Origin of the sequence: Pantoea sp. 1B4, from assembly GCF_016925765.1 — a bacterium.
GTDB classification, from domain to species: domain Bacteria; phylum Pseudomonadota; class Gammaproteobacteria; order Enterobacterales; family Enterobacteriaceae; genus Pantoea; species Pantoea agglomerans.
Genome location: NZ_JAEUWZ010000001.1, coordinates 2173167 through 2198712, shown reverse-complemented (window position 1 = coordinate 2198712; position 25546 = coordinate 2173167). Strand labels below are relative to the sequence as shown.

Genomic DNA, 25546 nt, shown 5'->3' with positions numbered 1-25546 from the left:
CAACCAGAGGGTAAGCGTTCTGTTAAAAAACGATCGCAGAGGGTAATGATTCAGCGGCAAAAAAGATAGAGGAAGTCGTGCGGAAAGTGCGATGCCTGCTGTAAACAGGCATCGCAGAGGTCTGATTAGTAAGCGCCGTCGCGTCGTAACACCACGCCTGCGGTTTTGAACAGGATCGCGATATCGGTCCAGAGCGCCCAGTTTTTGACATACCAGGAGTCAAAATAGACGCGGGTATCATAGTCGATATCGTTACGTCCGCTGACCTGCCACAGACCGGTCATACCCGGCTTGGCCATCAGGTAGTAGTCGACATCACCGGCATAACGCTCCAGCTCAGCTTCAATCACCGGACGCGGACCAACCAGGCTCATCTCGCCACGAATCACGTTCCACAGCTGCGGCAACTCGTCCAGGCTGGTTTTACGCAGGAAACTACCAATCCGGGTCACGCGCGGGTCATTCTTCAGTTTGAAATCTTTGTCCCACTCAATCCGCGCCTCTTCGCTGGTCGCCAGTAATTTCTCCAGCACCTCTTTGGAATTGGTCACCATGGAACGGAATTTCAGACATTTGAATTTTTTGCCATTCTGGCCCACACGCTCGTGACCATAAATGGCATTACCGCCATCACGTTTCACCATATAGCAGAGCAGGGCGAAGATTGGGCCGAGGAACAGCAGCAGCATCGACGCCACCACGATATCAAAGGCGCGCTTCATGAAGCGGGAGGAGTGTTTCGCCAGGTTGTTGCTGACACGCAGAATCATCACTTCATGGCTGAAGATAAAGGACATGTCGGTGCCGTAAAGCGGCACGCCGCGCAGCGTTGGGATCACTGAAACTGAACGGCAGTTCATCTTCGACAGGAATTTCAGCCAGCGATCGCGCATCGGCTGCTGCTCATACTCCATAGCCACAATAAACTGCACGTTGTCACGGTCAATGGTCTGCCAGTTGATATCTTTCCAGGTGATCACCGGCACGCCATTCACGCTCTGCTGAGCCGGAACATCATCGACCGAGATAAAGGCCTGTACGTTGTAGCCCAGAATCTCTTCACTCTGCAGCGCCGCGTAAGCTTCGGTGGCGTTTCTGCCGGAGCCAATAATGATGGTCTCTTTCTGCCACTGACCCGCCTTGTGAATGGCGCGTTTAACCAGAGCACGCATCAGCGGCAGCAGCAGCAGGGCATATGTCCAGCTGAAGACCCACACCATGCGGGAGAAGTCCCATTTAGAGAAGGCAATCAACGCGAGGTCGAGCAGCGAGAAAACAAATAATGTTTTAATGATCTCTTTCAGCTCAAACCAGAAGGGTTTGCGATAGGTATAGTGACGCAGGCGTACCCAGAACCAGCCGGTACACATGACTGACATAATAAACTGTGCCACAAAACGATATTCAATTTGATGAGGTGGAATAAAGGTATCCAGCTCGCCCCAAATACCCTGTATCGTCGCGGCAGATAAAAACAGTGCGAGGTTAAGTGCAATCAGATCGGAAAAGCTCAGGGCGAATTTCACGATGATATTTTTACGCGTGCCGCTCCACGAGCGGCTCGGGCTATTCATTATCAATGTACTTGCCATAAAACCTGCTCTCTTTCTCAAGTAAAAGATGGCCTGACCAGAATCATGTACGCGCTCAGGGGTGGGCTTCTGAAAAATTAAAAAATAATTTTCAGTCTGTTGCAGTCAGTAAAGCCAGTGCAGCTGCAAAAAAAGATAACGGCTAAAGCGTGAGAGTACTCACGAAATGTTGCAGCATTGAGAATGAGTATGCAGGAGTTATTTGACAGAGTTAATACGGAAAAAATCTGAAAACATCAAAAGTGATTAAAGTTTTAAATGGCTAAGTTTTGGTTTTTACTGGATAAAATAAGGCGGGGGTTGGTTATAACCAAACTGTTTAAGACGCTTTTTAGGAATTACCGCCAAATCTTACGACTGGCGGTAGTGATAACGGACTCAGGCAGGTTTTTTTAAAATCCAGCGGTCCTGCTGTTTATCGTAATGACCAATCTGCAGATCCACCGGTTCTCCGTCAATCCATGCCGGGACGCTGGTATCGCGATCCCAGCCATCAAGTTGGGTAATTAAGCCGGGATTGGTGTGACAGGGGATGCTGACGGTGTCGAGGTTCTCACTGTCAAGATCGGCATCAACAATCTCATAACGACCAATTTTAACCACGTGTCCCATTCATTTCTCCCGTTTTTGCTGGCATAGACTTCTAAGCTTAGCGTATCGACAGAAAATAACGTGGCTGAATGATTAGGATTATTCCTTCTCTTCAGCCGGACGGACACCAATCTTCACAATACGGTTATCCTCTTTCTCCGCGACGGTCCACGTCAGCTGATTCCACTCAACCTGATCGCCAACCACTGGCGCGCCGCCCAGCATACTCAGCACCAGTTGTCCCAGCGACTGCTGATCGTTGGTGTTCTCATCCAGTTCCAGTCCGTAAATCTGCGCAATATCGCGCAGGCGAGCTTCAGCATCCAGAATAAAGTCACCAAAGAAACGCTGGTCGAGGGAAACCGGCGGCGACTGGCTGAACATCTTACCCAGCGCCGGCAGATCGCGCTCACGGCCAATCACGCAGATGACGTCGTTCTCCCTGAGACGCGTTCCATCATTCGGATGCATCAGCACATTGTCACGGAACAGGGCGGCGATGCGGGTCTCACGCGGCATCTGCAGGTCACGCAGTGCGGCACCGATGCACCACTTGTCAGCGCTGAGCTGGTAGACAAACTGCTCCCACGGATTTTCGGGGTGGATATCCAGACCGATACGGCTGATAGGCGATGCGGTAGGCGGCACCACCACTTTGGCTTTTTTCGCTGCAAAGCCCAGCGAGGTGCCCTGCAACATCAGGGAGACCAGCACCACAAAGAAGGCGATATTAAAATAGAGCGACGCGTTTTCTAATCCGGCCATCATCGGGAAGACCGCAAGGATAATCGGTACCGCGCCGCGTAAACCGACCCAGCTGATAAAGACGCGTTCGCGTGTAGTAAAACTGCGAAACGGCAGCAGACCAATAAAGACCGACAGTGGGCGCGCCACCAGAATCAGCCATAGCGAGAGGATCATCGCCGGAACCGCGATATGCCACAAATCAGACGGGGTTACCAGCAGTCCCAGCACGATGAACATGCCAATCTGACTCAGCCACGCCATGCCGTCAAAGGTCTGCAGAATGCCGTGACGGTTGCGAATCGGCCTGTTGCCCAGTAAAAAGCCGCACAGATAGACCGCCAGGATGCCGCTGCCCTCTAATACCGTGGTCAGGGCGAACACCAGAATGCCGCCACTCAACGCCAGCAGCGGATAGAGCCCACCGGCCAGACTGATACGGTTAATCAGCTGCTGTAGCGCCCAGCCGCCGCCCAGGCCCAGCACGATACCCAGACCAAACTGCTGCACCAGATGCACCAGGAACATCCAGTCAAGGCCGCTGCGGCCCTGCTCGATCATCTCAATCAGCGTAATGGTCAGGAACACCGCCATCGGATCGTTACTGCCCGATTCAATCTCCAGCGTGGAGCTGACGCGCTCATTCAGACCTTTGTCACCCAGCAGGGAGAAGACGGCGGCGGCATCTGTGGAGCCGATGATCGCGCCAATCAGGAAGCCCTGCATCATATCCAGGTTAAACAACCAGGCGGCGACCACACCGGTTAAGCCTGCGGTAATCATGACCCCGACGGTCGCCAGCGACAGCGCTGGCCCCAGGGCGACTTTAAATGAACTGGCTTTGGTCCGCATGCCGCCATCCAGCAGGATAATCGCCAGCGCCAGGTTCGAGATTAAGTAAGCCGCCGGATAGTTATCAAAGGCGATGCCGCCGATACCATCAACCCCGGTCAGCATGCCGAGAGCGAGGAAGATCACCAGAATGGGGATACCCAGTCTGGATGAGAAAGAGCTGAGCAGAATGCTCGATGCGACCAGCACGGAACCGATGATAAACAGACTGTAGACAATAGTGTGGTTCAAACCCGATCTCCTGAGATATGACAGTGCGGTGCAGCGACTGGTGACAAATATCCATGCTATCTCTGAAAGATAATGTTTTATCAAGGAGTTGTCATTGTGAAAATGATCATTATACGAATTGCTTAACAGCGTATGGAATCAGATTAATGTGAAGAATGAGGGGGTTGGCAGGCAAGCGGCAGAAAACAGACTGTTTTAGCAGGTTATTCGGAAGATAAAAAAAGCCGGCGATGAGCCGGCTTAGTGCATCAGGCTTCCGTTGCCTGTTTATGGAACAGCGATCGGAACACCGGGTAGATATCTTCCGGCTCACGAATGTGTTCGATAGCAAAGTTATCGAACGTCGACTGCAGATGCTCATACTCGCGCCACAGCGTCTGATGTGCACGGCGGGTAATCTCGATATAACTGTAATAACGCACCACCGGCAGAATATGCTTCGCCAGAATCTCGTGACAGAGCGGTGAATCGTCGGCCCAGTTATCGCCATCCGACGCCTGTGCAGCATAGATGTTCCACTGCGCCGGGTCATAGCGCTCTTTCACCACCTCATCCATGAGTTTCAGCGCACTCGAAACGATGGTGCCACCGGTCTCCTGAGAGTAGAAGAACTCCTGTTCATCCACCTCTTTGGCCTGCGTGTGATGACGAATATAAACCACATCGACATTCTTGTAGGTGCGGCTCAGGAACAGGTAAAGCAGGATATAGAAGCGTTTCGCCATATCCTTGGTGGCCTGATCCATGGATCCGGATACATCCATCAGACAGAACATCACCGCCTGGCTGGAAGGCTCCGGCCGTTTCTCAAAGTTTTTGTAGCGCAGGTCGAAGGTGTCGATAAAAGGCACCCGTTCGATACGCGCCCGCAACTCGGCGATCTCTTTGCGCAACCGCTCCTCCTCCAGAAGCTGAGCCGGTTCAGAGTTCTCAATCTCCAGCAGCGTTTCTTCCAGTTCGTGCAGCATCCGGCGTTTACCCGCCGTCATCGCCGTACGACGCGCCAGCGAGTTCTGCAGCGAACGTACGACGCTGATATTGGCAGGCACACCGTTGGAGGTGAAGCCGGCACGGTGGGTCTTATACTCATTCAACTGACGATGCTGGTTCCGGCGCAGGTTAGGCAGGGCGAGATCTTCAAACAGCAGGTCCAGATACTCATCTTTCGATATCTGAAAGACAAATTCATCCTGACCTTCACCATCCTGACTGGCATTGCCCTGGCCACTGCCGCCGCCGCCACCACCCTGCGGTCGCTCGACCCGGTCATTCTGCACAAAATGGTCGTTGCCCGGATGGACCCGATGGCGGTTGCCGCCGCGTCCCTGATGAAAAATTGGCTCATTGATGTCGTCAATCGGGATAGAGACAGACTCACCGCTGCTTACATCGGTCACCGAGCGTTTATTGATGGCCTCGGAGATCGACTGCTTAATTTGCGACTTATAACGGCGCAAGAAGCGCTGGCGGTTTACCGCGCTCTTGTTTTTGCCGTTGAGTCGGCGATCGATGAAATAGGCCATGGTATTCCTCCAAACTACATTGTAAGCAGGCCGGGCGAACCCGACCTTGTCAGACCGGTATCACTTACCGGCAAGCTTACAGACTCTTATCAGGACGATTTACGCACACGCAAATACCATTCACACAGCAGGCGAACCTGTTTGCGGGTATAGCCTTTTTCCATCATGCGATCGACAAAATCATCATGCTTTTTCTGCTCATCGGTAGAGGTCTTGGTATTAAACGAGATCACCGGCAGCAACTCTTCCGTATTTGAGAACATTTTCTTCTCGATCACGGTGCGTAATTTCTCGTAACTGGTCCAGTTCGGGTTGCGACCGTTATTGTGTGCCCTGGCGCGCAGCACGAAGTTGACGATCTCATTACGGAAATCTTTCGGGTTACTGATGCCAGCGGGTTTCTCGATTTTCTCCAGTTCCGCGTTGAGCGATTCACGATCAAACAGCTGTCCGGTATCGGGATCGCGATACTCCTGATCCTGAATCCAGAAGTCGGCATAGGTCACATAGCGGTCAAAGATGTTCTGACCATATTCAGAGTAAGATTCCAGATAGGCGGTCTGAATCTCTTTGCCGATAAACTCAGCATATTTGGGGATCAGATAGCCTTTGAGGTGCTCAAGGTATTTCTCGGCCTGATCCTGTGGGAACTGTTCGCGCTCAATCTGCTGCTCCAGTACATAGAACAGGTGCACCGGGTTGGCCGCCACTTCGGCGTGGTCAAAGTTAAACACCCGCGACAGAATCTTAAAGGCAAAGCGGGTTGAAAGGCCGTTCATCCCCTCATCCACACCGGCGTAATCATGATACTCCTGCCAGGACTTCGCCTTAGGGTCGGTATCTTTCAGGCTTTCACCATCGTAGACCCGCATTTTGGAATAGATGCTGGAGTTATCCGGATCCTTGAGACGTGACAGGATAGAGAAGCGTGCCAGCGTTTCCAGCGTACCCGGTGCGCAGGGCGAGGTCGCCAGCTCACTGTGATTAAGTAACTTGTCGTAGATTTTGATCTCTTCAGAGACCCGCAGGCAGTAGGGCACCTTGACGATATAGACACGGTCAAGGAACGCCTCATTATTCTTGTTATTACGGAACGTCACCCACTCTGATTCGTTGGAGTGCGCCAGAATAATGCCGTTAAACGGCAGCGCCGAAATCCCCTCGGTGCCGTTGTAGTTCCCTTCCTGCGTCGCCGTCAGTAAGGGGTGCAGCACCTTGATAGGCGCTTTGAACATCTCAACGAATTCCATGATGCCCTGGTTCGCACGGCAGAGTGCGCCGGAGTAACCGTAAGCATCAGGATCGTTTTGCGCGTGGTTTTCCAGTTTACGGATATCCACTTTACCGACCAGCGCAGAGATATCCTGGTTGTTCTCATCACCCGGTTCAGTTTTGGCAATCGCCAGCTGTTCCAGGATTGACGGCCAGACTTTCACCACTTTGAAACGCGAGATATCGCCGCCAAAGTCGTGCAGTCGCTTAGCGGCCCACGGCGACATGATCGTGCCGAGATAACGACGCGGCACGCCATACTCTTTTTCGAGAATATGCGCATCTTCCTGCGGGTTAAACAGGCAGAGAGGGTGGTCATTAACCGGGCTGCGTTCTCCGTCGGCGCTCAGTACATAGATGGGTACCCGCTGCATCAGCGACTTAAGCCGTTCCGCCAGTGAGGATTTACCGCCGCCTACCGGCCCCAGTAAATAGAGGATCTGTTTCTTCTCTTCCAGTCCCTGAGCGGCATGTTTCAGGTAGGAGACGATCTGTTCAATCGCTTCCTCCATGCCGTAAAACTCCTCGAACGCCGGATAGCGTCCCATCACACGGTTGGAGAATATTCTGGAAAGGCGTGGCTCCTGAGCAGTATCGACCATTACCGGCTCTCCGATAGCCATTAACAGTCGCTCTGCAGCGTTGGCGTATGCACTGCGATCCTGCTTACAGATAGCAAGAAATTCCTGCAGTGTGAACTCTTCGTCCTTGGCAGCTTCATAACGCTGACGATAGTGATCGAATATATTCATAGCGATGCCCGTCCTTTCGTTTTTAGCACAGGTAAGGAGCGTAATTAGAGGCTTATAGCAGCTCCCGGAAGATATTCTCTGTTGAGTACAGCAACCCTTATGCCAACCTGATCTTTCTTATCGGGATACACAACTTTTATGGTTACTCTGCTCGTACAAAATGTCTGCTGTTACTTCTAACTGTAGATGGCTTCTAGGAAATTTCCTCCACGGGTTTGGGTTAATGAGGGGAAGATCAACTGTACAGCGGGTCTGTTGTGAGATGCGTTCTTATGGGTGATGCTTTAACTTAACGTGTTTTTAACCTTTAATGCCACTTTCATCGATCAGTCACTTAAAGGATTTCGATATAAGTTAATCCAGCCGTGAAAAAACGTTAGACTTCCTGTTTGATTGTTATATTTATGGAATGAATAAATTGTGAACCAATTCAAATTTAAGACGCTTGTTGCACTTCTGCCCTGTTATTTACTGGCCACGCACGCGAATGCCGCACCGCTTTCCATTGGCGCATCGGTGATCTATGCCGATTCACCTTATCGCGGCGGCCAGGACCGGTATATCCCGCTTCCGGTTATCAATTATGAGGGTGAAGACTTCTGGTTCCGCAGCCTGCAGGGCGGCTACTACCTGTGGAAAGATCCTCAGAACCAGCTGTCACTGACGCTGCTGGGTTCACCGCAGGAGTACAAACCCAGCGACAACGACCTGGGCGACATGAAAGGGCTGGATAAACGCCGCATGACGCTGATGGGTGGTGCAACCTATCGTCACACTGCTGACTGGGGGGATTGTCCGTACCTCATTGCTGGGGGGATGTGCTCAATAACAGCAATGGGATGATCTGGGACCTGACATACCTCTATCGCTTCCAGATGGGTGACTTCAGCCTGACGCCGGGCATCGGGGCCACGTGGAACAGCGCCAATCAAAACCGTTATTACTATGGGGTATCCGGGCATGAAAGCGCCCGTACCGGCATCAGCCGTTACAATCCGGATGATAGCTGGTCACCTTATGTGGAACTGAGCGCCAGCTATCAGATTGCGCCACAGTGGAATGCCAGCGTCATGGGACGTTACGTCCGCTTCGACAGCGAAATCAAAGACAGCCCGATGATTGATAAAAGTGGGCAGGCGTTAATCTGGACGGGTGTCAGCTATACCTTCTGATAACGCACCAAAAGAGGGCATTTATTGCCCTCTGTTCTTTTACAGGGCCTCAGAATGGGGCGGGAGAGCAGAATGCGTAACACGATTAACTTTGCCGGTTTTGGCGATCTGCCGGTGATCGGTCAGGGCACCTGGTATATGGGTGAAAACCCGGCGCAGCGGGCTGATGAAGTCGCTGCATTGCAGGCGGGTCTTGAGTGCGGATTACAGCTTATCGATACCGCTGAAATGTATGCAGATGGCGGAGCCGAAGAGGTGGTCGGGCAGGCACTGCTGGGCCGTCGCGACCGGGCGCTGCTGGTCTCCAAAGTTTATCCGTGGAATGCGGGCGAAGTGGATGCCATTGCAGCCTGTGAGCGCAGCCTGCGCCGTCTGCAAACCGATTATCTCGATCTCTACCTGTTGCACTGGCGCGGCAATATTCCGCTGGAAGAGACGCTGCGCGCCATGGAACGCCTGCAGCAGCAGGGCAAAATTCGGCACTGGGGCGTATCGAATTTTGACACCGATGATATGGCGGAACTGTGGGATGAAGAGAAGGGCGAGGCCTGTGCGACCAATCAGGTGCTCTATCATCTGGCTTCACGCGGCATTGAATTTGATCTGCTGCCGGCATGTCAGCAGCGTGGCGTACCAGTCATGGCCTACTGTCCGCTGGCCCAGGCCGGACGGCTACGTGACTCACTCTTTACCGATCCGCACTGACTCAGATTGCACAGCAGAAGGGCATCAGCGTGGCGCAATTACTGCTGGCCTGGGTGATTCGTCAGCCAGGGGTGATTGCCATTCCTAAAGCCAGTTCCGTGGCCCACGTTCAGGAAAATGCGGCGGCGCTGGAGGTGGAACTGACCGATGAGGATTTGCAGCTCATCGATCGCGCCTGGCCAGCGCCACAGCATAAGTTGCCGCTGGATATTGTTTAGCCGTTAACGTTGTTGCTGGCTGTGGCTTTCTTTTTGAGGCGGAACGTCGTGGCCAGTCGTGCCGGTTTTTCTCCCGCGCTGCGTAACGGTTTGCTGATACGCGCCGTCTCCACACAGACCATGGTCTTATAGCCCTCATTCGCCATATCCGTCATGCTGCAGGAGAGTTCCACACCCGGATTCCACGTGACAACGTCACTATGATGATGGTGGTACACCTCGATCTGCCGCTCGCCCGCAGTATCATTAATCACTGAGCAATCTTCTGCTGCGGTAAAGATACGGTCGATGCGTCCAGGATAACGCTGTTTGCCGTCGCTGCTGGCCACCTCGCCGTTATTCACTTTGTCGATATAGCTATTGCCCAGACCCGAGACTTCCACACCGTTGATGTCGCTGACGGTAAAGTAGCTGTGCAGAGCCGCCGTCGCTTCAAAGTCACCATAGGCTTCCAGCTCAATCTCACAATGCTGGCCCAGCCGGAAGCGGGCAATCAGGGTGAATTCATGCGGCCAGAGCTTCAGCGTCTGGGCGTTGCTCTCCAGCACCAGCGTCAGCATGACGCCATCTTCATTTTCATCATGCGCCGTGAGTTTCCACGGCTGAACCCGCGCAAAGCCGTGTGCCGGTTCGCCCGCCGGGCCGAACCACGGCCAGCAGATCGGAACGCCGCCACGAATCGCCTTACCCGGTGCAAAGAGACTCTTATCACTCAGCCAGAGTACCGGCTTTTCGCCGCTGGGTTGCCAGGCGATGAGGTGCGCGCCCTGAAGCGTAATGGCTGCCCGCACTTTAGGGTGACTCACAACAATGGCGGGGAGTTCACCTATCTGGCGCTGGGTGAGGTAAGGGGAGATCTGCGTGACCACCGGCAGAGAAAACAGTTTATCTTGCATGTTCGATTCCTTCCTGAGCGGATCAAAAAAAGGGCGACCGAAGTCGCCCTTATTCTCAATGATGTCTGGCTGCCTTATTTAGCAGAAACCAGTGCGATCAGGTCGAGAACTTTGTTTGAGTAGCCAGTTTCGTTGTCGTACCAGGAAACCAGTTTCACAAAGTTGTCGTTCAGCGCGATACCGGCTTTAGCGTCAAACACTGAAGTCAGGATTTCGCCGTTGAAGTCGGTAGAAACCACGTCATCTTCAACGTAGCCCAGAACGTCTTTCATCTCACCTTCTGCAGCCGCTTTAATTGCAGCACAGATTTCTTTGTAAGAAGCCGCTTTTTCCAGACGCACGGTCAGGTCAACAACGGAAACGTTAGGGGTTGGTACGCGGAATGCCATACCGGTCAGTTTGCCGTTCAGCTCTGGCAGAACTTTACCAACGGCTTTAGCTGCGCCAGTTGATGAAGGAATGATGTTCTGCGATGCGCCGCGGCCGCCGCGCCAGTCTTTATGAGACGGGCCATCAACGGTTTTCTGGGTAGCAGTGGTGGCGTGAACGGTCGTCATCAGACCTTCAACGATGCCAAACTTGTCGTTGATCACTTTTGCCAGCGGTGCCAGGCAGTTAGTGGTACAGGATGCGTTAGACACGATATCCTGGCCATCATATTTGTCGAAGTTTGCACCACGAACAAACATTGGGGTGTCATCTTTAGATGGACCGGTCAGAACGACTTTCTTAGCACCTGCGGTGATGTGTTTACGCGCGGTTTCGTCGGTCAGGAAGATACCGGTTGCTTCAGCAACAACGTCAACGCCTACTTCATCCCACTTCAGGTTGGCCGGATCACGTTCAGCGGTAACACGGATTTTTTTACCGTTAACCACCAGTGCGCCATCCTGAACTTCTACGGTGCCGTCGAAACGACCGTGAGTAGAGTCATACTTCAGCATGTACGCCATGTAATCCGCGTCCAGCAGGTCGTTGATAGCAACGATTTCGATGTCAGAACGCTTTTGAGCAGCACGGAAAACGATGCGACCGATACGGCCGAAACCGTTGATACCTACTTTGATAGTCATATATTCCACCAGCTATTGGTTAGTGAATAAAAGGTTGCCTGTAAAATTACAAAAACCTTACCAGGCGTCAAGCGGAATCGTGTCAATTGTTGCGACAAATCAATTCGCCTGAAAGGAATTATTCGATGCGCAACCGCTTGCGCGCCGCCAATGATATCGCGCTTCGTTGAATCAATCGCCGAATATATAGGGATGCTCCGGATAAAAGGTGATCGATGTCACAAATCCGCTTAGCAGAGAGCAGGCTGAAAGGGTGAGCACAAAAAAAGACCCGGGTTATGTTGATCATTTGTTAGAATAATAGTCGAATTTTTCAGAATGGCACTGCCCGGAATCCTAAAATGGCTAAAGACACCGCACCCGAAGTAAAAATTGCACAGTTGACTGAAATGCAACGCTACGTCACTCAGCAACGCGGAACGGAACCGCCTTACAGCGGCGCACTGCTGCACAACAAGCAGGAAGGGATCTACCACTGTCTGATCTGTGAGGCGCCACTTTTTCTCTCTGAGACGAAGTATGACTCTGGCTGTGGCTGGCCCAGTTTCTACCAGCCGGTCAGTGATGATGCGATTCGCTATATTGAAGATGATTCACACGGCATGCAGCGTATTGAGATCCGCTGTGGCAGTTGCGATGCGCACCTGGGACATGTCTTCCCTGACGGCCCGCAGCCGACCGGCGAACGCTATTGTGTTAACTCCGCCTCGCTGAATTTCACCGACGAGCAGGGCGAACAGACCAAAGGGTAATGGCGATGAAGGAACAGCTTGAAGCAATGCTTGCATCGATGACGCCTGAAGTCTATCAGCGTCTTGCCACGGCGGTTGAGATTGGTAAATGGCCGGATGGCGTGGCACTGACCCAGGAGCAGCGCGACAATTGCCTGCAGCTGGTCATGATGTGGCAGGCGCGGCACAACGACGCGCCCCAGCACATGACCATCGGCAAAGGTGGCGAAATGGTGATGAAGTCGAAAAAAGAGCTCAAAGAAGAGTTTGGAATTGACCCTGACGTGACCCGCATCCATCTGCATTAAAAAAAAGCTGGCGTCATGCCAGCTCCATTTTAAATCAGAATCGCGCCCTGAGCGGTCATCTGGGCAAAGGCAATTTCGCTGTCCTCGGGATTCAGATTGACGCCCCGGCAGCCCTCTTTAACCACCTCAACGTGATAACCCAGCTCCAGCGCATCCAGCACGCTATATTTTACGCAGTAATCCGTAGCCAGCCCCAGCATCACCAGATGGGTGATCCCACGCTCACGCAGCCAGCTGTCCAGCTCGGTCTTACGGCGATGGCCATTGTCAAAAAAGGCGCTATAGCTGTCGACATCCTGATCCTGGCCCTTATGGAACGTCGCATCGAACAGTGAGCGATCGAGACCCGGATGAAAATCAGCGCCAGTTGAGCCCTGAATGCCGTGATCGGGCCACCAGATCTGGGCCAGACCATTTAGCTCGCCCAGCGTGTAAACCGGCTCGCCGGAAACCGAGGCAAAACTGCCGTGATTGGCCGGATGCCAGTCCTGCAGCGCCAGTACGCATTCACCGTTTTCACGGAACAGTCGCGCATAACGATTCGCCACCTCGACCGTATGGTCGCCCTCATGGACTGCCATCGGGCCGCCGGGGCAAAAATCGTTCTGAATATCAATAATGATGAGTGCCCGCTTCATTACATATCGCTCCGTTTCAGTCTTCAGTCAGTTCGCCGCGCAAATTCTGCTGCATTCTGGCTCGGATTTGATCGGCCGAAAGATCCTGGCTGAGTAAAAAGTGTAGCTTTGTCAGCGCCGCTTCCACGGTGAGGTCAAATCCGCTGATGACACCAGCATGTTCCAGCGCATTGCCGGTAGCGTATCCGCCCATATTCACTTTGCCGGAAATACACTGGGTGAGATTTACCACCACGATGCCACGCTCGCTGGCCTGCTGCAATTCTGCCAGAAATTCCTTGTTCTGCGGTGCATTACCCACACCATAGGAGCGCAGGATCAATGCTTTGACTGGCTGACGCAGAAAGTTACGTACAACGTCGGCTGAAATGCCGGGATAGATGGTGACCACGCCAATGGGCTGAGGCGTAATGGTGTGAACCTTCAGTTCGCCCTGACCGGCTGGGGCTGGCGGTGTATTGAGGCGACGAATATGAATGCCCGCTTCCAGCAGCGCAGAGAGGTTAGGCGAAGCAAAGGCGTTGAAGCCGTCTGCATGTGCCTTGGTGGTCCGGTTACCGCGATAGAGCGTGTTATTGAAAAACAGCGACACTTCGCTGATCGGATAGTTGGCCGCCACATAGAGCGAATTTAAGAGATTCTGCTGACCATCTGAACGTAATTCCGCTAACGGAATCTGCGAGCCCGTGACGATAACCGGCTTGGCCAGATTTTCCAGCATAAAGGAGAGTGCTGAGGCGGTAAATGCCATGGTGTCGGTGCCATGCAGGATCACAAAACCATCATAGCGATCGTAGTTCTGACGGATATCTTCTGCGATAGACTGCCAGTCCTGCGGGGTCATGTCGGAAGAGTCGATCAGCGGCTGATACTCATGAATGGTGAAATCAGGCATCTCAGGGCGGTGGAACTCCGGCATGTTAGCCAGCTGTTGCTGCAGGTGTCCGGAGACGGGAATATAACCCTGCGCCGAACGCTGCATACCGATCGTCCCGCCAGTGTAGGCTACGTAGATGTTTTTCTTTTGCATTAGAGAACTCAGACTCGCCATAAAACGCGCAGTATAAGGGGAATAGCGGGGAAAAGCAGCCCGACCAGCGGCCGGGCTGCGAGGTTTATCGCACTTCGCCGCAGTTCAGGCAGAATGCATAACGGTTCTGAGGATCGTTCTGCTTGTCGAACAGACCAGGCTGGGCTTTCATAGCACTCATCACATCCAGCATCGGTGCTGGCAGCCAGGCTTTCAGCGTATCAGGCAGGACAGCCTGCACCGACGCGTTCATCTGGCTCAGCATCATATCCAGGAAGCTCGGGTCATCCTGATACCAGCTCAGCTGCGGATTACTGACTTTCGCCAGCTCGCCCGCCTTCTTCACGGCATCATCGAAGTCACCCAGCGCATCAACCAGACCATTGGCTTTCGCATCGCTGCCGGTCCAGACGTGGCCCTGTGCAATGGCATCAATCTGCTCTGGCGTTTTATGACGTGACTTCGCCACCAGTCCGACAAAGTTGCGGTAGCCATTTTCGATAGTCAGCTGCATCAGCTGCTGCACTTCTGTTGGCAGCGCTTTGGTGGTTGAGATATCCGCCAGCGGTGAGGTCGCAACACCGTCGGTGTGCACGCCAATACTGTCCAGGCTGTTCTCCAGCGTATTGATCACGCCGAAGATGCCAATCGAGCCAGTCAGCGTGCTGGGATTCGCCACAATGTAGCTGGCAGGCGTTGAGATCCAGTAACCGCCGGACGCCGCCATGCCTCCCATCGAGACCACAATCGGCTTACCGGCCGCCTGCGCTGCCGCCAGCTCTTCACGAATCGCTTCCGAGGCGGTGACGCTGCCACCCGGGCTGTTCACCCGCAGAATAATCGCTTTGATTTTCGGATCGAGACGCGCATCGCGGATCTGCGCCGCCGTCGTGTCGCCACCGACGTTGCCTGGCGTCTCTTCACCATCCATGATGGCACCGCTGGCCATGACTACCGCGATGTTGCCATCCTGCTGCGTGGAGGTGGTTTTCACGCTGTAGTCATAGATGCTGACGCTACGGTAATCGTTGCTCTGCTTATCCAGACCAAAGGTTTTTACCAGCTCCTGATCGGCTGCCGCACGTGAACCCAGGGCATCGACCAGCTTGTTATCCAGCGCATATTGCGCGGTATCGCCTTTCACGGCGTTTAATCCGGCAATAATCGCAGCAGCACCGGGGAAGAGTTGCTCCGGCGTAATCTGGCGGTTCGCTGCCACGGTGTTCAGGTAGTTCTGCCACAGCTGACCGACCCAGCGGCTGTCTGCATCCCGTGCGGCAGGGGACATGTCGTCACGCAGGAACGGCTCAACCGCTGATTTGTAGGTCCCGACACGGAAGACGTGTGAGGTGACTTTCAGCTTCTCCAGCAGGGTTTTGTAATAGAGTCCGTTAGTAGCGAAACCATGCAGATCTACGGTGCCCTGTGGCGACAGATAGATTTTGGTGGCGTAGCTGGCAAGGTAATACTGCGCCTGGCTGTAGCTGTCGCCCAGTGCATAAATCGGCTTGCCGCTGTCGCGGAATTCGCGCAGCGCTTTACCCACATATTGCAGTGAAGGCTGATCGCCACCGGCAAATTCGCGTAAATCGAGCACCATGCCTTTAATGTTGCTGTCATCTTTTGCCTGACGAATAGCGTCGACCACATCAAACAGCGAATTTTCCTGTAAGCGGTCACTGCTGGCACCCAGCAGCTGGCGGCCAATTTTGCTCAGACGATTGCTTACCGACGGTTTATCCACCAGCACGCCGCTGAGATCCACTTTCAGTGCGCCTTGCTGAATCGGCGCTGAACTGCCGCCCGACCCGCTGACCTGCAGCCAGATCCCTACACCCACCACAATCAACAAAATCAGGAAAATATTCAGAATAAATTCCCTGATAAAATTCAGTACCCGCCAGCTCCAGCGGAACAGACCTGCAATTATTCGCCACAATGTGCGCATCAGACTCTCCATAAATATGTAGCAGGAAGTGGCCGCCGCGCGGACCAGACTTCCCCGACGAGCTCATCCTAAAGAGCGGCGTGTTAAAAGTCAGCAGGAAATCACTGCGCACTGTTACAAAAAATCTGCCTGTGCCAGGATAACTGCAACATTACAGAGATCGGGAGAGAAACATGGACGCACTGGAGTTACTGGTCAACCGACGTTCGGCCTCACGCCTGACTGAGCCGGCACCTGCGGGTGACGCACTGGAAAATATCCTGCGGGCTGGCATGCGCGCCCCGGATCACGGCACGCTGCAACCCTGGCGCTTTATCATTGTGGAAAATGAGGGGCGCGACCGTCTGAGCCAGCTGCTGGAGCAGGCAGCACGCGATAAACAGCTGGATGAAAAGGCGATTAACAAAGCGAGCCAGTCACCGTTTCGCGCACCGATGATCATTACGGTGGTGGCACATTGTGAAGCGCACCACAAAGTGCCGCGCTGGGAGCAGATCGCCTCGGCAAGCTGTGCAGTGATGGCCATGCAGATGGCGGCCGTCGCTCAGGGTTACAACGGTATCTGGCGCAGTGGTCCCTGGACCGATGACGAGCAGGTACGCCAGGGGTTTGGCTGCCGCGAACAGGATGCCATCGTCGGCTTTCTCTATCTGGGCACCCCGCAACTGAAATCCAGCACCACGGTGCTCCCACCTGACACGGCGCCTTTCGTTCGTTACTTCTGACTACAATGCTTGTCCGGTTCAGGCAGGGTGCATTTCAGCCCTGCTTTTTGCACGGTTCCTGTGCGAACGATCGCTAACGCCGCGCATCACACTTACGCCAGCGGGCCTGCCAGGCTAACATAGCCCCAGTATTCAAACCGACAGCGGACAACCGGTTATCACTGCGTTCCCCCCTGATGTTAAGGATTACCTGATTCAATGCGTTTGTTTATTGCGGAAAAACCGAGCCTGGGGCGTGCTATCGCAGATGTGCTGCCGAAACCGCATCGACGCGGTGATGGATTCATTGCCTGCGGCAACGATCAGATCGTCACCTGGTGTGTAGGCCATCTTCTGGAGCAGGCGCAACCCGACAGTTATGACAGCCGTTATGCGCGCTGGTCGCTGGCGGATTTACCCATCATTCCGGAAAAATGGCAGCTAAAACCGCGTCCCTCGGTTGCTAAGCAACTGAAAGTGGTTGAGGGCTTGCTGGCGCAGGCGAATGAAGTGGTGCACGCCGGTGACCCGGATCGGGAAGGGCAGTTGCTGGTGGATGAGGTGCTCGACTACCTGAACCTGCCGGCTGAAAAAAGCAGCAAGGTGCAGCGCTGTCTGATTAACGACCTCAATCCTCAGGCGGTGGATCGGGCAGTGAACCGCCTGCGTGCAAATCGCGAGTTTATTCCGTTGTGCGTCTCGGCGCTTGCCCGCGCCCGGGCGGACTGGCTCTATGGCATTAACATGACCCGCGCCTGGACGCTGCTGGGACGCAATGCAGGCTATGATGGCGTACTGTCGGTGGGCCGGGTGCAGACGCCGGTGCTTGGGCTGGTGGTCCGGCGCGATGAAGAGATCGAGAACTTCGTGCCGAAAGATTACTTCGAAGTGAAAGCGCAAATCCTCACGCCTGACGGCGCCCGATTTATCGCCAGCTGGATCCCCAGTGAAGCCTGTGAACCGTGGCAGGATGAAGAGGGCCGCCTGCTCAAACGCGCCCTGGCGGAGCATGTGGTGGCGCGTATTACGGGCCAGCCAGCGATCGTCACTGCTTACAGCGATAAGCGCGAAAATGAGGTGGCGCCGCTGCCCTTTTCCTTATCCAGCCTGCAGATCGAGGCCGCTAAACGTTACGGGCTGAGTGCGCAGACGGTGCTGGATACCTGCCAGCGGCTTTATGAAACCCACAAACTGATTACCTATCCCCGTTCGGACAGCCGCTATCTGCCTGAAGAGCATTTTGCCGGTCGTCATGCGGTGTTAAAGGCGATACAGGCGCATCAGTCACAGCTGACCCCACCGGCAGATTTCGATGCCGATCGCAGAAATCGCTGCTGGGATGATAAAAAAAGTGGATGCCCACCATGCGATTATTCCAACGGCCCGTTCCAGCGCGGTGAAGCTCAGTGAAAACGAGCAGCATATCTATGAACTGGTAGCGCGCCAGTATCTGATGCAGTTCTGCCCGGATGCGGTATTCCGCAAATGTGTCATCGATCTCGATATTGCCGGCGGAAAATTCGTGGCGAAAGCGCGCTTCCTGGCGGAAGCGGGCTGGCGTGCGCTGCTGGGCAACAAAGAGCGGGATGAAGAGAACGACGGCATGCCGTTGCCGGTGGTAGCGAAAGGGGATGAGCTGCTGTGTGAGCGCGGAGAGGTGCTGGCGAAGCAAACCCAGCCGCCACGCCCGTTTACCGATGCCACCATTCTTTCTGCAATGACCGGCATTGCCCGTTTCGTTCAGGATAAAGAATTAAAGAAAGTACTGCGTGCGACCGATGGTTTAGGAACGGAAGCCACACGTGCCGGCATTATCGAATTACTGTTTCGTCGTGGCTTCCTGGTGAAGAAGGGCCGCTATATCAATTCTACAGATGCCGGACGCGCCCTGATTCACTCCCTGCCCGATCTGGCAGCACGCCCGGATATGACGGCGCAGTGGGAATCGACACTGACGCGTATCAGCGAAAAGGCCTGCCGCTATGATGAATTCATGCAGCCGCTGGTGCAGACCTTAACCGGTCTGATCCAGCAGGCGCGACAGGAGCCTGCGGCGCATGCATTTCGGGGATTACCGTCCACCGGACAGAAACGTCCGGTGCGCAAAACCAGGCGTAAAGTAAAGGAGACGGAATGAGGCGTTATTCAGTATTACTGCTCGTGGCCCTGTCGCTGGCGACCAGCGTGGCGCAGGCCAACAGTCGTTATCAGTCAATGCCACAGCAGGGCAGCAACGGTGGCAACACCGATGTCGTGGTGGATATGCCACCCGAGGCATGGACACAGGCAGAGAGACGTCAGCCAGACTGTCTCCGCTGCTGTATCTTTGAGAACCGTAACTACACGGAAGGCGCGGTGGTGAAATCAGAAGGGGTGTTGCTGCAATGTACCCGTGATGAACACTCCATCGGCACCAATAACCTGATCTGGAAAATAGTGAAATAGCCGTCGCGTGGCGCTCTGCCACGCGACCGTCAGTTAAAAGCGGAAGATTGACCAGATGGGTGCGTGGTCAGATGGTTTTTCCATGCCCCGGATCTCATAATCAATGCCGGTCTCAACGCAGTGCGGCGCCAGGGTTTTGCTCGCCAGCACCAGATCGATGCGTAACCCGCGATTATCATCAAACCCTTTCGAACGGTAATCGAACCAGGAAAAGCGATCCGCCACCTCCGGATTGTGCTCACGCCAGGTATCAACCAGTCCCCAGCCCAGCAGGCGGTCCATCCACTCGCGCTCTTCCGGCAGGAAGGAGCATTTGCCGGTGCGCAGCCAGCGCTTGCGACTCTCCTCACCAATACCAATATCCCGATCGGTGCTGCTGATATTCATGTCGCCCATAATCAGAACCGGCTTATCAGCAGGCAGGTCTTCGGTCAGCAGACGTTGCAGATCGCGATAGAATTTCTCTTTAGCCGGAAACTTAGTGGGATGGTCGCGGCTCTCGCCCTGCGGAAAATAGCCGTTAATTACCGTGATGTCGCCAATCGGGCTGGGAAGCTCCGCGATGATCAGGCGGCGCTGGGATTCTTCGTCATCACCCGGGAAACCCCGGCTCACTGACACTGGCTCAGCTTTGGTTAACAGGGCAACACCGTAGTGACCTTTCTGTCCATGATAGAAGACGTGATAGCCGAGCTTTGATACCTCTTCCAGCGGGAACATGTCGTCATGGACCTTGGTTTCCTGCAGACCGATAACATCGGGCTGATGCTGTTCGACAAGTGCCTGAAGCTGATGCGGGCGGGCACGCAACCCATTGATGTTAAATGAAACAAATTTCATGAGATCGACCGTTGTTCAGAAATGTCAGGCGGAGATGGTAGCGATTTTTGCTGAAAAAGTCATGGCGGAACAGGCTGAGATTGTGTGAAAGCGGGCAGGAATGTGGGGGGCGAACAGGAAGCTTAGGTATTATTTTGGGGATGGTGTGCAACATGCGAGATGGTGGTGGGAGAAGGATTATTCGGCGCGTTGCGCCTCACCCTGCGGGCCGCACTGAAGCGCGTTGTCTCGCGATGCTCGACCCGAACCTTGATCGAAGGTTCTCATCCCTCTCCCCGCAGAACAGGAAGCTTAGGTATTATTTTGGGGATGGTGTGCAACATGCGAGATGGTGGTGGGAGAAGGATTCGAACCTTCGAAGTCTGTGACGGCAGATTTACAGTCTGCTCCCTTTGGCCGCTCGGGAATCCCACCTGGGATAGTAATGTGGCTTAAGATGATTCAGATTCAGATGGTGGTGGGAGAAGGATTCGAACCTTCGAAGTCTGTGACGGCAGATTTACAGTCTGCTCCCTTTGGCCGCTCGGGAATCCCACCATGGCCTGAATCTTTCTCTCTTAAAGCGGGGCGCATCATACCAAATGCGATAAGGGTGTAAAGCGCCCACTGGCAAAACCGCAACTGTTTGCCCACTTTTTTACGCGTAGCGCTGAATCTGCAGACAATTCAGCGCACTGGCTGATTAAAGAATAATCGTGCGGTTGCCGTAAACGAACACGCGCTGCCCCAGCACTTTATACAGTGCGTTGCTCAGGACATTCTTTTCTACGTCGCGACCGGCGCGCATCATCTCATCGGCGGTGTAGCTGTGATCAACGTTTATCACATCCTGCATGATGATTGGGCCTTCATCGAGATTGTCGTTCACATAGTGCGCGGTGGCACCGATGATCTTCACGCCGCGTTCATAAGCCTGATGATAGGGACGGGCACCGATAAAGGCGGGCAGGAAGGAGTGGTGAATATTGATAATCTGGTTCGGATAACGCTGCACAAAGGCGGGCGTCAGGACGCGCATATATTTTGCCAGCACCACGTAATCGGGCTGATAGCGCTCAATCTCTTCCACCATGCGGTTATCGTGCTCTTCCCGCGTCAGTCCCTCATGGCTCACCAGCACAAACGGAATGTCAAAACGCTCAACCAGCGAACGCAGGGTGTCGTGGTTACCTAATACCGCCGCAATTTCCATATCCAGGCCGCCAAACGCGCTCTTCATTAACAGATCGCCCAGGCAATGAGCCTCTTTAGTGACCAGAATCACCACGCGGCGACGACCGGCGCTGTGCAGTTCCCGGACTGAACCCTGGGGCAGGGCGCTGTCGAGATCGGCGAGCAGGGTATTGTCGTTGAAGATCCCTTCCAGTTCGGTACGCATGAAAAAACGCCCGGTGCGATGGTCAACAAACTCATTGTTCTGCACGATATTAAGTTCGTGCTTGTAACAAATATTGGTGATTTTGGCGATCAGACCTTTTGCATCGGGACAAATGGTTCGTAAAACTTTTCTTTGCATGGTTTGCGCTTGCATCTCAATCAGAGTCCTGTCAAAGCATTAGGGGTAAAACCGCTGGGGTAATCGTCAGCTTAACCACAACATTTTTTGTATTTTTTTTCACTGCCGCACGGGCAGCGATCATTACGCCCCACGGGCGGTGCTGTACCGTCAACATAGTACCAGCGTTGATCCTCGCGAAGAAAGCGTGAACATTCATGAATGGCCTGAATGTTGGTTTTCTCGCGGTATCGCGCAAAAAAAGGTAACGAAAGCTTCGTTCTCATGGCTTCCATGATTACAACGGGTTACATTCAGGCTGAGCCAGTCGGTTCCTGGAAAACTTTCAGATAAAAGCCCTGACAGCGCCGGATGACGCTTCTCAGGATGCCAGGTCGCAACCAGATAGTCCGCATTATGCTGAACATAAGCGCAATAACGGGATCGCATAAGTTGTTCAGCTGTAACAGGAATCTGGTTACCCTGAAGAAAGGGCTCGCAACATACGCTATACTGCTCTCCGCTACAACATGGGCAGGTTTCTGACACATTATCTCCCGGGAATGATGGGTCGATTTTACAAGCGCGCTATGTTAGCTGACCCCGTGTTGTGATGCTACGTATTGACGGCAGGACCAGACAGAAATGAGAAAGGTAAAAATTGGATTGGCTCTGGGTTCTGGAGCGGCCAAAGGATGGGCGCACATCGGCGTGATCAACGCGCTGGAGCGTGCAGGTATTGAGATCGACGTCGTTGCGGGCTGCTCTGTCGGGGCATTAGTCGGATCTGCTTATGTGAATAACCGTCTGCCGCTGATGGAAAAATGGGTCAGTGCATTTCGCTACTGGGATGTTATTCGCCTGATGGATGTCTCCTGGCAGCGTGGCGGACTGCTGCGCGGTGAGCGGGTCTTTAGCCATGTTCGTCAGCTGATCCCCAATGACACGATAGAGCACTGTCATAAACCCTTTGGCGTGGTGGCGACTAACCTCAGTACCGGTCGTGAACTCTGGCTGACAGAGGGCGATCTGCATCAGGCAGTACGCGCTTCATGCAGTATGCCAGGTTTATTACCGCCGGTGGGCTACAATGGGTATTGGCTGGTGGATGGTGCCGTAGTCAACCCGGTGCCGATTTCACTTACCCGTGCCCTGGGGGCAGACATTGTTATCGCCGTTGACTTGCAGCATGACGCGCATTTAATGCAGCAGGATCTCTTTTCCGTGACACCACAGAATAGCGAAGAAGAAGCCGCCGCAGCGGCATTGAGTTGGGGTGGGAAGCTGCGTCAGCGTCTGGTGAATTTCAGCCAGCGCCGTGCGTCTCAGTCACCTGGCGCGATGGAGATTATGTCCACCTCTATCCAGGTGCTGGAAAATCGCCTGAAGCGGAATCGCATGGCAGGCGATCCGCCCGATGTTTTGATTCAGCCGGTCTGTCCGCAAATTTCGACGCTGGACTTTCATCGTGCTGAGGAAGCCATTGAAGCAGGCAAGGCCGCCGTAGAGAAGAAAATGGATGAACTATTACCACTGGTCCGTGGCAGATAATCAGGTTGTTCATTCAAAGCGGTGACTTCAGCCAATTCTTAAAGGCGCAACTGCGTTTTATGAACCACTATTGAAATATCTGGTACGCAGGGGGAAAGAATGGAAAAACCACTACTCGGCAAAAAGATACTCATTGTCGAAGATGAGGCTGTTTTCCGTTCGTTGCTGGACCAATTTTTGTTATCGATGGGTGCTGTGACGTTACAAGCGGAAGATGGTCTGGAAGCAATTGCACAACTACAACAGCATACTGTCGACCTGATTATCTGCGATCTGGAAATGCCCCGCATGAGCGGCATCCAGTTCGTTGAGCACATTCGTACCCGCGGCAACATCGTGCCGATTTTAATCATCTCAGCTACCGAGAACATGTCGGATATTGCGCATGTATTGCGTCTTGGGGTGCAGGATGTGCTGCTTAAACCACTTAAAAACTTTGAGCGCTTCCGTGAAGCGGTCTATGAGTGTCTCTATCCCTCTATGTTCACTTCGAAAGTGGAAGAGGATGAACAACTGTTCCAGGACTGGGATGCGCTGGTTCGTGATCCTAAAGCGGCTGCCAAGCTGCTCAAGCAACTCCAGCCACCGGTGCAGCAGACTATTGCCAACTGCCGGGTTAACTATCGTCAGCTGACGATGGCCGAGCAGCCTGGGCTGGTGCTTGATATCGCGGCGCTCTCCGATAAAGATCTGGCGTTCTACTGTCTGGACGTGACCCGTGCCGGTGATAATGGCGTGCTGGCAGCGTTGCTGCTGCGGGCGCTGTTCAATGGCCTGCTGCAGGAGCAACTGACCGGGCAGAAACAGCGTCTGCCGGAACTCAATGGGCTGCTCAGACAGGTCAATCTTTTACTGCGCCAGGCGAACCTGAGCGGCCAGTTCCCGTTACTGGTTGGGTACTATCATCGCGGATTAAAGAACTTAATTCTGGTTTCGGCCGGATTGAACGCCACACTTCATGTTCATGCCCATCAGATTCAGCTCAGCAATGGTGTCCCCCCTTGGCACTATGGGCAGCACCCATCTTAACCAGATCAGTCAGCGCGCAGAAAACTGGCAATGCCACGTCTGGGGCGCGGGCGGGCGCATTCGGCTGATGCTATCGACGGAAGAATAAGCCGTAAAAACAGAGGAATTCTGGCGCTGAGGACAGGGCCAGAGTTTAGCTTTACAGTTGGGTAATAGTCTTAATTTCGACGGTTTGGTGCCTTCCAGGATAAATCCGTTCGATACTAACTGATATACTCATTTCCGATTTTAAACCGACATATCAAGTATTAACTTGAACGGCCTATAAGAGAGGTATCTTAATGTCTGCCAATAATACCAAAGTAAAAAAAGCGGTAATCCCGGTAGCGGGTTTGGGTACGCGTATGCTCCCGGCTACCAAAGCGATTCCTAAAGAAATGTTACCGCTGGTTGATAAGCCGTTAATCCAGTATGTCGTTAACGAGTGTATCGCTGCTGGCATCAACGAAATTGTGCTGGTAACGCATTCATCAAAAAATGCCATCGAAAACCACTTTGATACCAGCTTCGAACTGGAATCAATGCTGGAAAAACGCGTTAAGCGTCAGCTGCTGGATGAAATCCAGTCAATTTGCCCGCCACACGTCACCATCATGCAGGTTCGTCAGGGCATCGCTAAAGGTCTGGGTCACGCTGTAATGTGTGCACACCCACTGATCGGTGATGAGCCGTTTGCGGTTATCCTGCCAGACGTCATCATCGACGAATATGAATCTAACCCAACCAAAGATAACCTGGCAGAGATGCTGAGCCGTTATGAAGAGTCTGGCCGCAGCCAGATCATGGTTGAGCCGGTTGCCGATGTGACTGCATACGGTGTTGTCGATTGCCAGGGCGCAGAACTGAACCCAGGCGACAGCGCACCAATGGTCGGTGTGGTTGAGAAGCCTAAAGCGTCAGAATCCCCATCAAACCTGGCCGTTGTAGGTCGTTATGTTCTCTCTTCAGAGATCTGGCCACTGCTGGCTAAAACGCCTCCAGGTGCAGGCGGCGAAGTTCAGCTGACTGACTCCATTGCAATGCTGATGGAAAAAGAGACAGTTGAAGCATATCACCTGAAAGGCGTCAGCCATGACTGTGGTAACAAACTGGGCTACATGCAGGCTTTCGTTGAGTACGGTGTTCGTCATCCGGTATTGGGCAAAGATTTTTCTGAATGGCTCGATGGCGCAGTTGGCAACAAAAAGTAATTCATAAACACAGGAT

General features: G+C 53.5%; 18 protein-coding genes, 2 tRNA genes, 1 other RNA gene and 5 pseudogenes. 10 read left to right on the top strand and 16 right to left on the bottom strand.

All coding sequences use genetic code 11. The features are described from left to right. Nucleotides 1–125: 125 nt before the first annotated feature. The 5 genes from wbaP to yeaG form a co-directional block, all read right to left on the bottom strand. On the bottom strand, nucleotides 126–1592 hold the full coding sequence (gene wbaP, locus JNO11_RS10750) for an undecaprenyl-phosphate galactose phosphotransferase WbaP (RefSeq protein ID WP_029519111.1): 1467 nt from the start codon (nucleotides 1590–1592) through the stop codon (nucleotides 126–128). Between the two features lie 378 nt (nucleotides 1593–1970). Then, nucleotides 1971–2204: a DUF1480 family protein gene (locus JNO11_RS10745; protein ID WP_010260598.1), complete on the bottom strand. Its 234-nt coding sequence runs from the start codon at nucleotides 2202–2204 to the stop codon at nucleotides 1971–1973. A gap of 78 nt (nucleotides 2205–2282) precedes the next feature. Then, on the bottom strand, nucleotides 2283–4010 hold the full coding sequence (locus tag JNO11_RS10740; protein ID WP_010670274.1) for a potassium/proton antiporter: 1728 nt from the start codon (nucleotides 4008–4010) through the stop codon (nucleotides 2283–2285). A gap of 248 nt (nucleotides 4011–4258) precedes the next feature. Then, nucleotides 4259–5533, bottom strand: a complete 1275-nt coding sequence (locus JNO11_RS10735) for a YeaH/YhbH family protein (protein WP_010260603.1) — start codon at nucleotides 5531–5533, stop codon at nucleotides 4259–4261. Nucleotides 5534–5622: 89 nt separating this feature from the next. After that, a complete protein-coding gene (yeaG, locus tag JNO11_RS10730) occupies nucleotides 5623–7557 on the bottom strand; it encodes a protein kinase YeaG (protein ID WP_010260606.1) in 1935 nt (644 codons plus the stop codon). A 420-nt stretch (nucleotides 7558–7977) separates the two neighbouring features. On the opposite strand from yeaG, the pseudogene JNO11_RS10725 reads away from it, so the two are divergent. Both JNO11_RS10725 and JNO11_RS10720 read left to right on the top strand, forming a co-directional pair. Continuing rightward, a pseudogene (locus JNO11_RS10725) lies at nucleotides 7978–8729 on the top strand (MipA/OmpV family protein). 72 nt (nucleotides 8730–8801) lie between these two features. Then, nucleotides 8802–9652, top strand: a pseudogene (locus tag JNO11_RS10720) (aldo/keto reductase). On the opposite strand, the gene JNO11_RS10715 reads toward JNO11_RS10720, so the two are convergent. Both JNO11_RS10715 and gapA read right to left on the bottom strand, forming a co-directional pair. Continuing rightward, nucleotides 9649–10548 carry a D-hexose-6-phosphate mutarotase gene (locus JNO11_RS10715; protein ID WP_325177286.1) on the bottom strand — a complete coding sequence of 300 codons (900 nt, stop codon included), beginning with the start codon at nucleotides 10546–10548 and terminating at the stop codon, nucleotides 9649–9651. The pseudogene JNO11_RS10720 and the gene JNO11_RS10715 overlap by 4 nt on opposite strands. Before the next feature lie 74 nt (nucleotides 10549–10622). Then, nucleotides 10623–11621, bottom strand: coding sequence for a glyceraldehyde-3-phosphate dehydrogenase (gene gapA, locus JNO11_RS10710; protein ID WP_003852747.1), 999 nt, complete (start codon nucleotides 11619–11621; stop codon nucleotides 10623–10625). 341 nt (nucleotides 11622–11962) lie between these two features. Between gapA and msrB the strand changes: the two genes are divergently transcribed. After that, nucleotides 11963–12373 carry a peptide-methionine (R)-S-oxide reductase MsrB gene (gene msrB, locus JNO11_RS10705; RefSeq protein WP_325177285.1) on the top strand — a complete coding sequence of 137 codons (411 nt, stop codon included), beginning with the start codon at nucleotides 11963–11965 and terminating at the stop codon, nucleotides 12371–12373. Nucleotides 12374–12378: 5 nt separating this feature from the next. Then, nucleotides 12379–12660: a DUF1315 family protein gene (locus tag JNO11_RS10700; protein ID WP_003852750.1), complete on the top strand. Its 282-nt coding sequence runs from the start codon at nucleotides 12379–12381 to the stop codon at nucleotides 12658–12660. Nucleotides 12661–12689: 29 nt separating this feature from the next. On the opposite strand, the gene pncA is transcribed toward JNO11_RS10700, so the two are convergent. The 3 genes from pncA to sppA form a co-directional block, all read right to left on the bottom strand. Then, nucleotides 12690–13298 (bottom strand): bifunctional nicotinamidase/pyrazinamidase, encoded by a 609-nt coding sequence (pncA, locus tag JNO11_RS10695; protein WP_010670268.1) that lies wholly within the window; start codon nucleotides 13296–13298, stop codon nucleotides 12690–12692. Between the two features lie 16 nt (nucleotides 13299–13314). Further along, a complete protein-coding gene (gene ansA / locus JNO11_RS10690) occupies nucleotides 13315–14328 on the bottom strand; it encodes an asparaginase (protein ID WP_010260629.1) in 1014 nt (337 codons plus the stop codon). A gap of 85 nt (nucleotides 14329–14413) precedes the next feature. Further along, entirely contained in the window at nucleotides 14414–16276 is a 1863-nt protein-coding gene (gene sppA / locus JNO11_RS10685; RefSeq protein WP_010260631.1) for a signal peptide peptidase SppA, read from the bottom strand. Between the two features lie 173 nt (nucleotides 16277–16449). Between sppA and JNO11_RS10680 the strand changes: the two genes are divergently transcribed. The 3 genes and pseudogenes from JNO11_RS10680 (at nucleotide 16450) to JNO11_RS10670 (ending at nucleotide 19425) form a co-directional block, all read left to right on the top strand. Further along, nucleotides 16450–17001, top strand: coding sequence for an NAD(P)H nitroreductase (locus tag JNO11_RS10680; RefSeq protein ID WP_010260634.1), 552 nt, complete (start codon nucleotides 16450–16452; stop codon nucleotides 16999–17001). Between the two features lie 198 nt (nucleotides 17002–17199). Then, nucleotides 17200–19117 (top strand): annotated as a pseudogene (locus tag JNO11_RS10675) (DNA topoisomerase III). After that, nucleotides 19114–19425 (top strand): DUF1496 domain-containing protein, encoded by a 312-nt coding sequence (locus JNO11_RS10670; protein WP_010670267.1) that lies wholly within the window; start codon nucleotides 19114–19116, stop codon nucleotides 19423–19425. Before JNO11_RS10675 ends, JNO11_RS10670 begins: the two are co-directional and overlap by 4 nt. Before the next feature lie 33 nt (nucleotides 19426–19458). On the opposite strand, the gene xthA is transcribed toward JNO11_RS10670, so the two are convergent. From xthA to JNO11_RS10640, 6 genes and pseudogenes are all read right to left on the bottom strand, one after another. Beyond that, nucleotides 19459–20265, bottom strand: a complete 807-nt coding sequence (xthA, locus tag JNO11_RS10665; RefSeq protein ID WP_325177284.1) for an exodeoxyribonuclease III — start codon at nucleotides 20263–20265, stop codon at nucleotides 19459–19461. A 160-nt stretch (nucleotides 20266–20425) separates the two neighbouring features. After that, nucleotides 20426–20553: non-coding RNA, RtT sRNA (locus JNO11_RS10660), on the bottom strand. Nucleotides 20554–20594: 41 nt separating this feature from the next. After that, a tRNA-Tyr gene (locus tag JNO11_RS10655) sits at nucleotides 20595–20679 on the bottom strand. Between the two features lie 38 nt (nucleotides 20680–20717). Beyond that, nucleotides 20718–20802: transfer RNA gene (locus tag JNO11_RS10650), tRNA-Tyr, on the bottom strand. Between the two features lie 145 nt (nucleotides 20803–20947). Then, nucleotides 20948–21796, bottom strand: a complete 849-nt coding sequence (gene purU / locus JNO11_RS10645) for a formyltetrahydrofolate deformylase (RefSeq protein ID WP_325177283.1) — start codon at nucleotides 21794–21796, stop codon at nucleotides 20948–20950. A 56-nt stretch (nucleotides 21797–21852) separates the two neighbouring features. Continuing rightward, a pseudogene (locus JNO11_RS10640) lies at nucleotides 21853–22309 on the bottom strand (YchJ family protein). A 96-nt stretch (nucleotides 22310–22405) separates the two neighbouring features. Between JNO11_RS10640 and rssA the strand changes: the two are divergent. From rssA to galU, 3 genes and pseudogenes are all read left to right on the top strand, one after another. Beyond that, on the top strand, nucleotides 22406–23311 hold the full coding sequence (rssA, locus tag JNO11_RS10635) for a patatin-like phospholipase RssA (protein WP_010244341.1): 906 nt from the start codon (nucleotides 22406–22408) through the stop codon (nucleotides 23309–23311). A gap of 99 nt (nucleotides 23312–23410) precedes the next feature. Further along, nucleotides 23411–24428, top strand: a pseudogene (gene rssB / locus JNO11_RS10630) (two-component system response regulator RssB). A gap of 193 nt (nucleotides 24429–24621) precedes the next feature. Further along, nucleotides 24622–25530, top strand: coding sequence for a UTP--glucose-1-phosphate uridylyltransferase GalU (gene galU, locus JNO11_RS10625; RefSeq protein ID WP_008925296.1), 909 nt, complete (start codon nucleotides 24622–24624; stop codon nucleotides 25528–25530). Nucleotides 25531–25546: the final 16 nt, after the last annotated feature.